Raw genomic sequence first — 13747 nt, forward strand, 5'->3', positions numbered from 1 at the left:
GTGCTACGACGCTTTCGAGGAGCATCCGCGTTCCCAGTCGATCAGCGCGTTGACCGCGGGAACTAGTTGGGCAGTCATGTCCTCATAGACTTTGCCTGAGCACCCGTAGGGGTCTATAACGTCGTCGAGTTCCGGGCTCTCGGGCGGGCGCCGGTGCCGTTGTGCCATCGCGACCAACGAGTGCCACCGCTGGGCCGGCTGAGCTGATGTCTCGGGTGGCACGTGGGGAAGAATACGGGCGAACTCCCGCAGGGTGAAGGTTCTTTTAAGCGCTGCCGGGACCAGTTGCACTATGCGACTGCGGTGGTCCCGCTCCATGGTGAGGATGAGGTGGGCCTGGAGGATGAGATCTGGAGTCAGCTCCCTTGCTGTGAAACCGCTCAGGGAGACTCCTTGCTCCGCAGCGATTTCGGCGATTTGCGGTTCCACACTTTGTCCTGTCAGCCCAAGTGTTCCCGCACTGGAGATACTGAACTGACCGGGAGCGACGTCATCGAGTGCATGCTGCAGCAGCCGCTCGGTCAACGGGGAGCGACACACATTGCCAGTGCACACGGCCAGTACCGTGAATCCTTGCTCCATGAGATCCCATTCGGCACTCATCGAGAACGAGCGAGCACTCGAGTCAGCTGGAAGACCGAACGGTACCCGAGCCGGTTGTAGAACTCTCCCAGTAGCCTTCTCTTGGGACCGACTCCGACAACACGTACTGAAGGGACCAGCGACTTATAGCGCTGTGCGACTGCAAGCCGCTGTTGGTAAGAGAGCTCGCAGTCGTGATGGTGAAGGTCTCGAATGCAGGAGACGACGTTCTTGGCCCGGATGTAGTCGGCGGCGCCGCGTACTTGTTCGACGTCGAACTGGTGAGCCCATCGATGGATGTAGTCGCACACCTCCATGAGGTCGTCGTACTTTCCGGGGAGATATCGGCTGGTCGCGGATTCGGTATTGGACCGCCGGTAGAAGTACCCGACCATTGGCAGCGAGAGCACCTTCGTGCCAACACGCGCGTAACTGAGGTTGAACATGAGGTCTTCCCCCATCCTGGTACCTAGACGAAAACGGCAAAGCCGTTCGGTGATGGTGTCGCGGCGATAGGCTTTGTCCCAGAGAGCGTTGAGAGTTTCGCCAGCGATCATCTCAGCCAGGGCATTGCCGTCGATGCTGTATTCCCGGGCGCGTTCTACGATGTCGCTCGGCTGCTCTGTGGTGGTGTCCGAGTCCATGTCATATGTGCTGCAGTCTTCGTCGCTGGAGGTCTCGAAGCAGATCAGGTCCGCATCACCCTCACCGGCAAGGACTACGGTCTGGACCAGATGCGGATCGCACATCTTGTCATCGGCGTCGACGAACATGACCCAGCAGCCACTGGCTACCTCCAGACCTGCATTTCTGGCAGAGGAGACACCGCCGTTGGTCTGGTGAGTGACGATGATACGGCGGTCCTGCTGCGCAAAGTCACGCAGAATGCTCTCGGTGTTATCGGTTGAACCGTCATTGATGACGATAATTTCAAGCTTCCGGTATGACTGGTGCCGAACTGAGTCCAGGCATTCCGCTAGATGCTTCTCGCCGTTGTATACGGGGATGATGACAGAGACGAGAGGCTGCTGGGTACTCATGTCGTCTCATAGGCGGTCTGGGACCTGGCAGGCTCAGTCTCTACAGGCGAGGGCATCCTGTGGACTTTGGCCGAGGCGCTGACCGTTTCTTCGAGGAAAACTCTGATTGCCTCGGCAGAGCGGAAGACGTCCAGGGTGGCAGGATCGAACGCGATCGGTTGCAGGAGGCGACCGGCTCTCCAGTCTGTCGCCAGTTGGCCCGCTAGTGCACGCGGTTCCCGCTCCGGGAAGAGGACAGCCTGGGGTATGTCTCGTACCCCCTTGACGTCGAATGCGTAGGTCCGCCGACCAACGGCCAGTGCTTCCATCATGACCCGCGGCAGACCTTCCCATGCGGATGTATGAATGAGCGCATGACTGTCAGCCAGTACCTGGGCTGTATTCCCGGTTCCCTCGGCCGCCACGTGCTTCTCGAGCCCGCGACGGCTGATAGCGGCATTGACTGAATCCAGCAGCGAACCCTCGCCGACCATCTGAAGTGTGAAGTCCACGCCTTCTTTGCGCAGGTAATCGGCGACGTCGAGGGCCAGATGAGGTCGCTTGCGGGTACTGAACTCTCCGATCCATGCAAGTCGCATGACGGTTCTTTCCGAACCGCCTTCTGCCGACGGGGGAGCGATGCGAGGGTATGACTCCGGCCGGAGGCCGACACCAGTAGGAAGGCGCAGGATCCGATCTTCCGGAATGCGTCCGCTGAACCACGCGTGATCGTCGGAGTTGATGGTGATGACCCCTGAGGTCTTCAGCAGAAGTACTCGTTCCGCCAGCTGCCAGATGCGGTCAGAAGCTCCTCGCCCTTCGTTCCAGTGCAGTCCGTGACAGAAATACACAACGGGAATGGTCAGACGTGCTGTGCGGGCTAAGGCAGAAGCGGTAGCTGTGTTCGTGAGGACTACGTCGAGTTTCTCCTCGTGCGCCCAGGAGCTAAGGCCTGACCACGCACGCACCGCGCCGGGGCCCGGTCGGCGTGTCAGTCCCTCGATCACATGCCCGGATCCGTCACTTGTGCCGGTACCTGCGGCGACCAGGACTTCGTGCCCGGCGTTTGTCCACGAGGCGATGATGTCGGAGAAGAACGAATCCACCATGTGGCCCACGCTGGCCAGCACCCCGATCCTCATGACTGACTCCTCAGCTTGCTGGTGCCTGGGCTCATATCTTCGGGGAATGCCGGGTGTACGTATTGTGCCGTCCAGATAGGTGGGGTGGGACCTATGCCGAGATTCCGTAGCGGATCGCTACTGCGTTCGGCTTCTGAGGTGCTGGTGCTGGCCGGCCGGCTGGGGTAGCGCGCGGAGTAGCCATAGTTGTCGCTGATGGACCGAGGCACTTTATTCAGCACAACGCCTGTGGGGATATGGAAGGCGCTGAGGCTGTTTACCGCCTCCATCAAATGATTGAGTCGCACCTCACCGACGCCGGCTACGAGAAGGACCTGACCGGCGTATTTGGTGAGGACCAGAGAGTCTGCCACGGGAAGCAGCGGGGGGCTGTCGAGAATGACGAGATCGAACTCAGCACTGAGTCGAGTCATCAGGGTGCTCATCGCTTTGGAGTCCAGCAGCTCCACCGGGTTTGGCGGCATCTCGCCGGCGGTGAGCACGTAGAGTTCGTCGGTTCCCCACGGCTGCAGCAGTTCGGAGACGTCGGCGGCACCCAGCAGTACGGTGGTGAGACCGGCCGCATTCTCCAAGCCCATTCTGGCTGCCACCGTGGGCTGTCTGAGGTCAACGTCGATCAGAGCCACCCGACTGCCCGCTTGTGCCGCAGTGATAGCCAGGTTGATGCTGGTGGAGGACTTTCCCTCTTTAGCCTGGGCTGAAGTGACCAGGACGACCGGGTTGGGGTCATCCACCTGGGCGAAGCGCAGGTTGGTGCGCAATCGACGGAAGGCTTCGGCGTGTGCATCGTCCACGCGCAGCTGTGAAACGAGCAACGGGCTCTTGGCGCGAGTGTCCTGAGGAATCGACCCGAGTACGGGTCCAGCATTGAGCCGTTCTATATCCTCTCGGCTGCGCAGTTTGTTATCCAACGCCGCCCTCAGCAGGGCAAGTCCCAGGCCTAATGCGAAACCTACGGGAAGACCTGCCGCAACGTAGAGCCACCCGGCGGGTCCGTCTGCGTGCTGCGGTGCCACGGCAGGATTGGAGACGGTCAGGCGAATCTGGTTCGCTGCTTCATTCTCTGGGTTCTCGATATCACCAATGACGGAGACGAGACTGTCGGCAACGGCAGCGGACAGTTGCTGGGCGGCTTCAGGGGAATCCTCGGTAGCCTCTACGGTGATCAGCACGGTTCGGGGGTCGGTATAAGCCTCGACCCGGGTGGCCAGCGCATCGGGAGTGGTGTGCAGGTCGAGTTCGTCTATGACGGGTTGGAGGACCGGGGCACTGTTGGTCATCCCCACATAGGTCTGTATGCGTTCGCGAATGAAACTCGACCCGATGTGCAGTTCGTAGGCGCCGCCGGATGTATCCACGGAGACGAAGAGCTCAGTCCTAGCGCTGTAGGTGGTAGGCATCAGCAGCCAGACTCCTGCACCAGCGAAGCCACCGAGAAGGGTGGCCACGATGAGCAGAGCACAGTAGCGTCGCAGGAGAGCGAGGTGCTCCTTGAGTTTCATGTCTGTCTCCGATCGAATCAGCAAAGACCCGTTGTGCTCTTCCGGTGCTGTTGTCACGACCGGTCCCTATCTGCCGATCAGCACTGTCTTGACCGTAGGTCCGCTGATGTGCTGCAGACCAGAGGTTGAATGGGCGCCTGCGGACCACCGCAGGAGGTCAGCGGTCACCCGCAGAGGAAACGGTCTATGGCATGGAGTATTCGATCAACCTGGTCATCGTTCATGGCCGAGCCGCTGGGAAGCGCTAGGCCTGTGTGGAAGAGCCGTTCCGCTGTTGCCCCGCCCAGGACAGGGCAGCTGGAGAAGGCCGGCTGCAGATGCATGGGCTTCCACAAGGGTCGAGTTTCGATACCGAAGCCGGCCAGCCACTTCGCCAATTCCTCAGACGTGAAACCTGCCTGGTGAGGGTCGATGATCACCGCGGTGAGCCAGCAGTTGTCGCGGTGGGGGTTCTCTGCTCCGAACAGTTCGACTCCAGGAACGTGCTGGAACTGGCTCGCGTAGCGGGATCTCACCACTCGGCGTCGGGAAATCATCGAGTCCAAGCGGATCAGCTGCGCCCGGCCCAGGGCGGCTAAGAGGTTGCTGAGCCGGTAGTTGAATCCGATCTCGGTGTGCTCGTAGTGGGCCACCGGCTGTCTGGCCTGAGACGAGAGGTATCTGGCATAGGTGGCCAGTTCGCCGTCGTTGGTCAGCAGTGCTCCGCCCCCGGAGGTGGTCATGATCTTGTTTCCGTTGAAGGAGACCACGCTCGCCTGTCCCAGGCTGCCGACCATACGCTCGCCGTAGCGTGAACCCAGGGATTCTGCAGCATCAACGACGACAGGGATGTTGAACTCTGCCGCAAGGGGAAGGATCCGGTCATAGTCGGCGGGCCGTCCCAGGATGTCCACCGGCACGATCGCCGCTGGAAGGCGCCCTAGTCTGCTTGCTTCATCAAGCTTCTCGCGCAGCAGGTTCGGGTCCATGTTGCCGTCGTCGAGGCAGTCGAGGAACTCCGGAGCAGCTGAACAGTAGGTGATGGCATTCGCTGTTGCCGCGAAGGTCATCGTGGAGGTCACCACAGAGTCTCCCGGACGGACTCCGACGCCTAGGAGCCCCAGGTGCAAAGCTGCTGTTCCTGATGAGACCGCGACGGCGTGTTCGACTCCGGTCTGCGCCGCGAGTTCCTCTTCGAATGCTGCAAGGTCCGGCCCCGCCGGCGCGATCCATCCGCTGCGGAACGCTCTCAGCAGGTAGTCCTCCTCCAGGGGGCCCACATCCGGTGAGGAGAGCAGGATCTGTTCTTCCGTGGCGACGTAGCCGGTGGCGGTCCTCTGTGCTCCAGAAGCGCTCATGATGCCAGTCTCATTTCAGTGATGTCGTTGTTTTCATCGTGCAGCACGTGGTACATGAAGGTCTCCCGGTCCGAGATGAGTTCTGCGATCGGCAGCACAGTGGGGACCAGGTCGGCAGTCAGACGATGAAAGCCTGCCCTGAGGTATAGCTGTTCAGTATCGGTGCCTACGGGAGAGGTTGAGCACACCGCGTAATCCGCGTCCGAACTGCGCACTCGGTTCAGCAGCAACGTGAGGATCTCGGGGTAGAGGGCTTGATGTTCCCGCTGGGTTTCTTCATCGACGGCGGGCTCCGGATGGAAGCCGATCATCTGTGAGCGTTCCCCGGTTTTCAGCATGGCGCATCTGCCGACCCTCTGCCCGGACTTCGTCTCTACGGTCCAGCTGACTTTGTCCCGGCTCGCAGCGTCCTGGCGGAACACCACACGATCAGATCTCAGCGACCCGCCATAGCTCGTTGCAGTGACCTCGTTCTCCGTGGTCACGCCGCGACGGCTGATGACAGCGGTGAAGGTTTTCAGCAAGATCTTCAGATCGAGAGTGAAACTCATGGTGTCGACGTATTGGATATCGAGGTCGAACTTCTCGTCCCAGGGAAGCTCATTGCGTCCGCTGACTTGGCACAGTCCGCTGAGGCCGCCGCGGACCTCGTGGCGCCGCGCCTGTTCGGGAGTGTAGAGCTGCAGGTAATCGGTGGTCAGTGGCCGGGGGCCGATCAGACTCATGTCGCCGATGAGAACATTCCAGAGGCTGGGCAGCTCATCCAGACTGGTTGATCGCAGCAGACGCCCGAACCCGGTCAGCCGGTCCTCGTCGGTGACCAGGCCGCGCTGTGGGTCCACTTGACGCATGGTGCGGAACTTGCGCAGGTGGAAGACCCTGGCATGCTGAGTCGCGCGTTCTTGAACGAAGATGACTGGCGCGCCATGGAATATCAGCACTAGCAGCGAGATGATGGCGATGAGCGGGCTGAGGATCACCAGCCCGAATAGGGCCCCCAGTATGTCGAGGAAGCGTTTTACGCGTACATAACTCATGAGGTGGCACCTCCGGCAGTCTGCAGCGCGGGCAGCCGCGCCGGCACCTGTCGGCGGTAGGGCGGAAAGAAGTCGTCGGACTCATCCCAGGCTGTGCCGCAGTCAGAAAAACTCTTCCGTGTTCGTTCCACCAGTCTTTCGTAGTGCTGCGGAGCCAGAACTCGTTCACCGGTGCTGAAGGAGACCGCGCCATGTGGGGCGAAACCGCGTTTATAGCGCTCCAGTCCGTCCTGGGGATGGACGCCGCCGCCGAGTACGTAGCGGCGTCGGCCAGTCGAGCGCAGCCAGTTCATCGCTTCTACTTTGACCAGATCGTTGGGACGGACGGAGAACGACGACGCCTCAGTTCCGCCGAGGAAGTAGTATCCCGTAGTGGTTCCCAGCAGCAGCAGATCGGCGGAGACGATCTCACCGTCGAGTTCGGCTAAGACATACGCGAACTGTCCTGGCAGGGCCAGATGGAGGCCCTCAAAAAAGGTGCGATCGAAGCGGTACCACTGTGCACTAGCACGGCGGTCCATGGTGCCCAGATATATACGCAGGAAGTCCTCAACTCTGGTTCCCTGGTCATCGATGATGATCCTGACCCCTTCGCGTCGGGCGCGTCGGGCGTTCCGCCTCACCTTCGACTCAACTCCATCCCAGAGCTCCTCATCCGGGACATCGAGGTCCCGAACGTAGTTGAGCTGACGGGCTCGAGTTGGTCCTGGATAGGGCAACAGCTCTTCGGGGAATAAGGAGAACCGGACGAACTCGCTGACAACCCCTTCAGCTGCAGCCCAGGCATCGAACTCAGTCCAGAATCTGGCGGCCGTGGCATTGGAGTTTTTCAATCCCCAGTGCAGCGGCCCGCCGTAGCCGTAGGGCGAGGTGATGTCCTTGCCGGCCACGGCTCCTGAATCGCTGCTGGGGGCCGTCGTCTCGGGGATCTCGCGCAGATAGAAGGGGTAAAGCACGTGGCCTGGGCCGTCGTTGAGCACGGCAGCCATGAGGCGTCCGTTCGCGGGCGCAAGGAGCTTGCATAGGTCGGGCTGCGCGAAGGGATGTTTCATGGGCGAGTCTGTCCAGAGCTGGCTCCAGCGTGCGCGCTCTTGTTCCACTTCGGCGTCCCAGATCTCCACTGAAGCATTCATGTTCGGACCTTTCTGTCCGCCGAGCAGAGACCCGTGCACGAGACTTGTGGTGCCCGATAGGAGGGAAAGAAGGTGGACTCCGGCCGGCACGCACTCAACTGTGTGTAACGGTCCAGGTCGATCACCTGGTGGCCCGTGTAATAGCTGCGACGGCCACTCTTGGCCATCGAGAACTTGTAGCGCAGCAGGCTGTCTTCTTCGGTATTGCTGATTCCGCCGGTGAGGACATAGTTCTGGACTCCGCGAGATTGCGCGTAGACGAACGCACTATGGGACAGAAAGATATTGGCTCCCGTCCTGAGGCTGGACTCCTCGGTGGCACCTAGGAAGGAGTAGGCGGTGTCTCCGCAGTAGAGGACCATTTCGGTGGAAACTGCAGCTCCCTCGTGGATGGCGAACAGATACGCGATCTGTCCTTCAAAGACCCGATGCACCATGTCGAAGAATTCTTCGTCATAGAAGAATCGGACGTCGGCGTTCCGGCGACGCATCGTCGCATAGTAGAGATCAATGAAGGTCTCGATATGGTGACCGGTCTCATCTACGAGAAGCTCCATCCCGGCCTCGCGTGTCCGCCGTAGCTTTCGCCGGAAGTCTTTGGACGTATCCAGCAGCAGCTCGTCTTCGGTTTTGCCAGCGATGCTCTTCACAACATGAGGAGCATGTTCGCGAAACGTTCCGGGGTAGCCGGGCAGAGTGCCGATGACCGGATTCACCCGGTGAAACTCGCTGACGATGCCCTCGGTGAGTGCCCAATCATGAAACGCTTCCCAGAAGTCAGTCATCACTGTGGGCGCATCTGCTCCTTCGGCCTGTGCCAGCAGTGGACCACCGTAGAGCAGCGGTGTGGTGATGTCGTAATACCCTTCCGGCACCGGGTGTCCGCACGCGTCCTGGGAGATGGGACGTTGCAAAAAGGAGTACAGCACCCGTGATCCACTGCAGTGCGAGAAGACCACGGCGCGGGGGCGCTCGCCTATTCCCGCGCGTTCCGCGAGGTATGCCGGGTGGGAGAACGTATCCCCTCCGGCGCATTCGTGCCAGGCACTCAGCCAGATCTGGAAGTCCTGTGGGTTGTCGGCGCACAGCACCTGCAGGCCGTGCTGATCAGGGTAGAGCACCGTTGCCCCGGGTGACATTGGCTCAGGCAGCATGCGGCTCTCCGATCGCTTCGACTCTGGTGAAGTCAACGAGTTGGGGTAGTGGACCAGTGCAAACATTGGTGTAGAAAAGCTCAATTTCTTGCCGTGAGGCATCAGTGGCAGGAAGTAACCGGGCTTCTAGATCGGGAGCTTCAACCCGGCTGATCTTGTCGTGAATCTTCATGACTGATCCCTCGTAGTTACCGAAGAGCTCCTCCTCGAGCTTTTCTCCGGCGCGTAGACCAGTGAAGACGATGTCGGTGGGGGTGTTAGACATAGCGATCAGATTGCGCGCGATGTCTACGATCTTCACTGGCTCGCCCATATCAAGGACCATGACGTAACCGTCCTGTCCGATTGTCGCCGCCTGCAGGACGAGTTGGCAGGCTTCGGGAATTGTCATGAAGTAACGGGTCACCTCTGGGTCGGTGACGGTCACCGGACCCCCCTGCCGAATCTGCTCTTGGAAGGAGAGCAGCACCGACCCGCGTGAACCCAGCACATTCCCGAAGCGCACAGACAAATATGTGCCGGTGGAGGTTCTCGTCATGCCGCTGACCAAGCGTTCAGCAACCCTCTTGCTTCGTCCGAGTTCGCTGGTCGGAGAGGCAGCCTTATCGGTTGAAATGTTGACGAAGGTCTCGACTCCAACTGATTCTGCCGCCCGGAGGACATTGAGTGTGCCGTGCACATTTGTTTTCCACGCTTCCTGGGGGAACCGTTCCAGCACCGGGAGGTGTTTCAGTGCGGCAGCATGGAAGACGATCTGCGGTCTGGCTTCAGCAAAAATGCGATCCAGCGCTTGCTGATCGCGAATGTCAGCAAGAACCGTGTTTGGGGAGGTCAGCAGGGCTGAACCGTAGAGGGCCAGCTCTACACCGTGCAGAGCAGTCTCGTCCCGGTCTAGCAAGACGAGGCTCTCCGGTTCCAAGTCCCAGAGCTGGCGGCACAGTTCGCTGCCGATGGATCCTCCGGCCCCGGTGACCAGCACGCGTTTGCCCTGAATTTTTGCCCGGATCTCTGTCATATCTGTGTGAATGGGACTGCGTCCAATGAGATCTTCGACCTTGAGATCGCGAATATCGCTGACGTCCACTCGCCGATTCACGAGGTCGGCAAGTGGGGGAATGGTCCGTAGCCAACACCCGGAGGATCGCAGCCGCTCGCGGCAGGCAGCGAGGAACTCAGGCTTGGAGTCGGCGATAGCGACGATGACGCCTGCAACGTCGAGGGCATCAACCAGGTCTGCGACGTCCTCGCTGTTTCCGCGGACGCGCACGCCCTGTATGCTCAGCTGCCGTTTGCGCGGATCATCGTCGATCAACCCCACGGGCAGATAGGGGCCAGCTGGATCTGAGAGCATCTGCCGAACCAGTGATTCTGTGGCGTCTCCCGCTCCGATGATCAACACGCGTTCGGCCGATCGAGGACGCGATGTCCGCTGGTGGATATATAGAAGAAGCCAGCGGGTTCCGGACATCAGGACCAGCGAGGCGGTGACCATCAGCACCGCGAGCGCGGTGTCAGCGGGGTGTACGAGTAAGAAGATACATCCGAGGAGCACTGTCAGCGCGACGAGTGCCCCGTACTCGGACAAACTGCCATATTGGAGTCGGCTGCCGTATAAGCGGAGCATCCCCGGGTGCAGGACGATGGCTATGAGCACAGCAAAGGTGAGACCTATGGTCCAGGGGTTCTCAGAAGCCAGCCCAACCAGCGTGGCCGCCAAGATCCAGGCGATTGCGTCCAGAAGAATCTGCAACCAGTTTTTGTGTTTCCGAAGACCGCGAGCGAGCTTGCCAGGCTTGCGATTGCCCGGTGCTGCAATCTCCGGTGCCGGATAGTGTGTCTCGATCATGTCCACTCCCGTGAAGCTGAGTCCGTATTTCTCGAAGCAGGTAGAGCTTTTGAGGACGTCCGAATTCCTGCGGTGACCTTCACGCTAGGTGTGGAAATTCGTCCGTTAAAGCCATTTCAGTGCTTCTTGCGGACCCCCGCGGGGGTGCTGCGGCAAGCCGCTATCCCGGTATGCGCGCTAGCTATTGGAGGGGTGCGGGCTCGGGCTCTTGACGTCCTCGCGCACTGGGGTGCCAGCTAGTCGTGCGACCAGTTCGGTGCGTGAGGAAACCCCGAGTTTCCGATAGACGCTGGTAAGACGCAGCTCGACCGTCCGCAACGAGACGTAGATTCGTGCTGCGATCTCGCGGTTCTTCAAGCCCGCCTTGACCAGTTCGGCGACCAGGCGTTCTTCATCGCTGAGATTGCTCAGTTCTGGAGGAAATGATCTGGACGCGCCCGACCCCGGACGCGACGGCGGTTCCGGGATAACAGGTTGTTTGGCGCCGATCTCCCTGAACAGGGAAGCCGCGATGAGCGTGTGATCGCGAGAACGTGAGGCTAGCCCCAATGTCGCCAGACGATCAGCCAGGGCGGTGTGGAGCAGCGCTTGGGTGTAGACGGAGCCCCGATGATCACGCAGTGCATCCTGAAGCAGCTCAACGGACTGCTGCCCAGTGGCAAGCAGAGCCTCGCAACGCTTGATCGCGCTCTGCGCCCAGTCAGAAGGGGCACGTGTAGCTCTAGTTCGCAGTCGTTGCAGGACCAGTGCGGCATGTTCGCGTCTATTGCATCGAATGAGCGCTTCTATTAGGTCCGGTTCATGCCGATACTGGTTGGGGTTCAGTTCGCCGGGGCAGCGCTCGTCACAGCGCTGTAGGTGCCGCGCTGCTTCGGCGTGAAGGCCCACACGCAGTAGATAACTGCCCTGTAAAGCGCTAAGCGCCGCCAACATTGCCCCGTTGCCGGTCTTATTGGCGTAGGCAGCCAGCTCCGCTTCTTTTTCTTCGGCGTCGCTGGCTCTTCCGCTCATCAGCAGCTGCCAGCACTGCATGAGCAGCAGCCTGTCCCTGCGCACCCCGTGTTCAGGGTGCAGACCATCGGTCAGCGAATCGAGGAGCACCATCGCGTGACCGATCTGCCCCACCCGGATCGCGATCTCTATCTTGAGGTACATAGCCTGGACTGCCCAGGTCGCGTTGTCGGAGCGTGTGTGCATCAGCACGTCCAAGCAGGCGCGGGCTGATTCGTAGTGCTCGGTCAGCATCAGCGCCGAGGCCATGTTCAGCAGATACTGCGGGCTGAGCTCATCGGACTCCAGAGCGCTGAGCTCATTGAACCGTGCCAGAGCGAGTTGGTCGTCTCCGCGAACGGCATCAATGGACATTCTGAGTCCGTCATGCAGTTGCTTCTCATCCAAGCTGAAGTGTTCCTTCAGCGCCTCTGCCTCTTTGAGCAACTGGCGCGCCTCGGCGACTTCGCGGCGGTCGCAGTGCAGATGGCCAAGTATCAGCTGAAGTCTGGCAACCTCCCGGGGAGCTGCGGAACGCTCGCCCCGGGTCCAGTTGTTGAGAAGCCGGTTAGGAAGTGTCTGGGATTGGAGGTACTCGAGCTGAATCTCGAGGCCGCGAGCCCGGACCGTGACAGGGCATTCGGTGGACTCGCGAGCGAATTGCAGGTACCGGGCAGCAAACACGAACTCGCCGCGATCGATAAGCGCTTCCGCTAAATCGGTCAGACGCTCTCCGAGCGCACTGGCCTCTGCGCACAGGCTGATCGACCGTTCGATGAGTTCGATGCCGGCATCGACTAGTCCGCCCCTGACCAAGCTCAGCGCGTTGGCCGCGAGAGCCGCTGCGGTCTGCTCGTCCAATTCCAAGAAGGAGCGATGCCAGTTTCCCATTTCCACATGGTGCTCGGAGCAGCTGTTAATGAGCTTCTGGTGCAGAGCGTTGCGCGTGCTGCCGCTCATGGACCAATGCATAGCGGAGCGCACCAGCTCATCTGTCATCATCAAGAGCGAGCCGCGACGTTCCACAACCCCTCGGGACTCGAGTTCTGCCACATGCAAAGCCGCATCGGGAATCTCGCGCTGCAACGCGCTGAAGCACGTCAATGGTGCCAGGGAGAGCATCTTGAGGATGTACTCAAGAGTGCCGTCGAGCTGCCCCACGATATCGTGGGCCAAGGACACAGCTTCGGGACCAAGGCGAAGAGGGACGGACATGGCGAAATTGCCTGCCTGCTGGCTTTCGGTCATGTCCTGAAGGATCAGACCAAGAGCATGAGGACGGCCCGCCGCGGCGCGGACAGCAAGTGCTGCGGCCGCAGGACAGATGCGTTTTGCCGTGGCGCGGTGAGCTAGATCGATCATTTCTTCACGTCTGAGCGTCCGCAGGTCCAGGTGGGGGATCCCCGCAAACGGGCTCTTATCGGTGATGCGCCGGGCGGAAATGACAATCCGCACTCGAGGATCACTCATACGGCGGAGCAGGTGGCCCAGTGCCGCTTGTGACGTGTCATCCATGTCGTCGCAGCCGGGGATGATGATCAGCGTATTATCGGGGATCTCCGCCGAGGGCAGAGCCTTCAGCACCGTCGATGCAAGATCGAAGGCCGGGATGTTCTGGCCTTCGACGTCGATGGAGAAGTTCTCCGCGTCCAGTGACCGCAGCCCCGCCAGGACTATGTCGAGACCGGAGCGCTGGATCGCGGCTTCAGCGCGGTGATAGGGGATCTGGACGGTTCGCCCTGCCCAACGCTTTTCCAGACTGCGCAACAAGAGGCTGGTCCCTGAGCCGATACGCCCGGTGAGAGCAGCGACATGATGATGAACGAGTAAAGTGTTCAGCCGTTCAAGGTCGGCGTGACGTGCGAGTTCTACCATTAGGAGCAGCTTCCGATGGGCCGGCCCGCAGGAGTGAGGTCCGCCATGGGGCAGCGTCCTCTGCCCCTATTCGTGAGGGGCTCATGTTCGCCGGAATCTATGGGTTGATTTATCACTAGGTCAGTTAGAA

The 13747-nt window shown here is 60.4% G+C and carries 10 protein-coding genes; all 10 read right to left on the reverse strand.

The window, feature by feature from the left end; all coding sequences use genetic code 11:
- Window positions 1-3 precede the first annotated feature (3 nt).
- Entirely contained in the window at window positions 4-603 is a 600-nt protein-coding gene (locus ABEA23_RS06000) for an arsenate reductase/protein-tyrosine-phosphatase family protein (protein WP_345477164.1), read from the reverse strand.
- Complete coding sequence (locus tag ABEA23_RS06005; RefSeq protein ID WP_345477165.1) at window positions 600-1622, reverse strand: glycosyltransferase family 2 protein; 1023 nt, start codon at window positions 1620-1622, stop codon at window positions 600-602. Before ABEA23_RS06005 ends, ABEA23_RS06000 begins: the two co-directional genes overlap by 4 nt.
- Window positions 1619-2743 carry a glycosyltransferase gene (locus ABEA23_RS06010; RefSeq protein ID WP_345477166.1) on the reverse strand — a complete coding sequence of 375 codons (1125 nt, stop codon included), beginning with the start codon at window positions 2741-2743 and terminating at the stop codon, window positions 1619-1621. The genes ABEA23_RS06005 and ABEA23_RS06010 overlap by 4 nt, the downstream gene beginning before the upstream one ends.
- Window positions 2740-4302, reverse strand: a complete 1563-nt coding sequence (locus ABEA23_RS06015) for a tyrosine-protein kinase domain-containing protein (RefSeq protein WP_345477167.1) — start codon at window positions 4300-4302, stop codon at window positions 2740-2742. The genes ABEA23_RS06010 and ABEA23_RS06015 overlap by 4 nt, the downstream gene beginning before the upstream one ends.
- A 107-nt stretch (window positions 4303-4409) precedes the next feature.
- Complete coding sequence (locus ABEA23_RS06020) at window positions 4410-5582, reverse strand: DegT/DnrJ/EryC1/StrS family aminotransferase (protein WP_345477169.1); 1173 nt, start codon at window positions 5580-5582, stop codon at window positions 4410-4412.
- Window positions 5579-6619, reverse strand: a complete 1041-nt coding sequence (locus tag ABEA23_RS06025) for a sugar transferase (protein WP_345477170.1) — start codon at window positions 6617-6619, stop codon at window positions 5579-5581. Before ABEA23_RS06025 ends, ABEA23_RS06020 begins: the two co-directional genes overlap by 4 nt.
- Window positions 6616-7752, reverse strand: coding sequence for a GNAT family N-acetyltransferase (locus tag ABEA23_RS06030; protein WP_345477171.1), 1137 nt, complete (start codon window positions 7750-7752; stop codon window positions 6616-6618). Before ABEA23_RS06030 ends, ABEA23_RS06025 begins: the two co-directional genes overlap by 4 nt.
- Window positions 7749-8906, reverse strand: coding sequence for a GNAT family N-acetyltransferase (locus ABEA23_RS06035; RefSeq protein ID WP_345477172.1), 1158 nt, complete (start codon window positions 8904-8906; stop codon window positions 7749-7751). Before ABEA23_RS06035 ends, ABEA23_RS06030 begins: the two co-directional genes overlap by 4 nt.
- Window positions 8896-10752: a polysaccharide biosynthesis protein gene (locus ABEA23_RS06040; protein WP_345477173.1), complete on the reverse strand. Its 1857-nt coding sequence runs from the start codon at window positions 10750-10752 to the stop codon at window positions 8896-8898. Before ABEA23_RS06040 ends, ABEA23_RS06035 begins: the two co-directional genes overlap by 11 nt.
- A gap of 177 nt (window positions 10753-10929) precedes the next feature.
- Window positions 10930-13617, reverse strand: coding sequence for a helix-turn-helix transcriptional regulator (locus tag ABEA23_RS06045; protein ID WP_345477174.1), 2688 nt, complete (start codon window positions 13615-13617; stop codon window positions 10930-10932).
- Window positions 13618-13747: the final 130 nt, after the last annotated feature.

This window comes from Nesterenkonia rhizosphaerae (assembly GCF_039544555.1).
In the GTDB taxonomy this organism is placed as follows: domain Bacteria; phylum Actinomycetota; class Actinomycetes; order Actinomycetales; family Micrococcaceae; genus Nesterenkonia; species Nesterenkonia rhizosphaerae.

What these genes read in the sequence shown, in the direction of transcription:
- ABEA23_RS06000 (WP_345477164.1), bottom strand. Translation starts at nt 603, where the DNA reads ATGAGTGCCGAATGGGATCTCATGGAGCAAGGATTCACGGTACTGGCC.
- ABEA23_RS06005 (WP_345477165.1), bottom strand. Translation starts at nt 1,622, where the DNA reads ATGAGTACCCAGCAGCCTCTCGTCTCTGTCATCATCCCCGTATACAAC.
- ABEA23_RS06010 (WP_345477166.1), bottom strand. Translation starts at nt 2,743, where the DNA reads ATGAGGATCGGGGTGCTGGCCAGCGTGGGCCACATGGTGGATTCGTTC.
- ABEA23_RS06020 (WP_345477169.1), bottom strand. Translation starts at nt 5,582, where the DNA reads ATGAGCGCTTCTGGAGCACAGAGGACCGCCACCGGCTACGTCGCCACG.
- ABEA23_RS06025 (WP_345477170.1), bottom strand. Translation starts at nt 6,619, where the DNA reads ATGAGTTATGTACGCGTAAAACGCTTCCTCGACATACTGGGGGCCCTA.
- ABEA23_RS06030 (WP_345477171.1), bottom strand. Translation starts at nt 7,752, where the DNA reads ATGAATGCTTCAGTGGAGATCTGGGACGCCGAAGTGGAACAAGAGCGC.
- ABEA23_RS06035 (WP_345477172.1), bottom strand. Translation starts at nt 8,906, where the DNA reads ATGCTGCCTGAGCCAATGTCACCCGGGGCAACGGTGCTCTACCCTGAT.
- ABEA23_RS06040 (WP_345477173.1), bottom strand. Translation starts at nt 10,752, where the DNA reads ATGATCGAGACACACTATCCGGCACCGGAGATTGCAGCACCGGGCAAT.
- ABEA23_RS06045 (WP_345477174.1), bottom strand. Translation starts at nt 13,617, where the DNA reads ATGGTAGAACTCGCACGTCACGCCGACCTTGAACGGCTGAACACTTTA.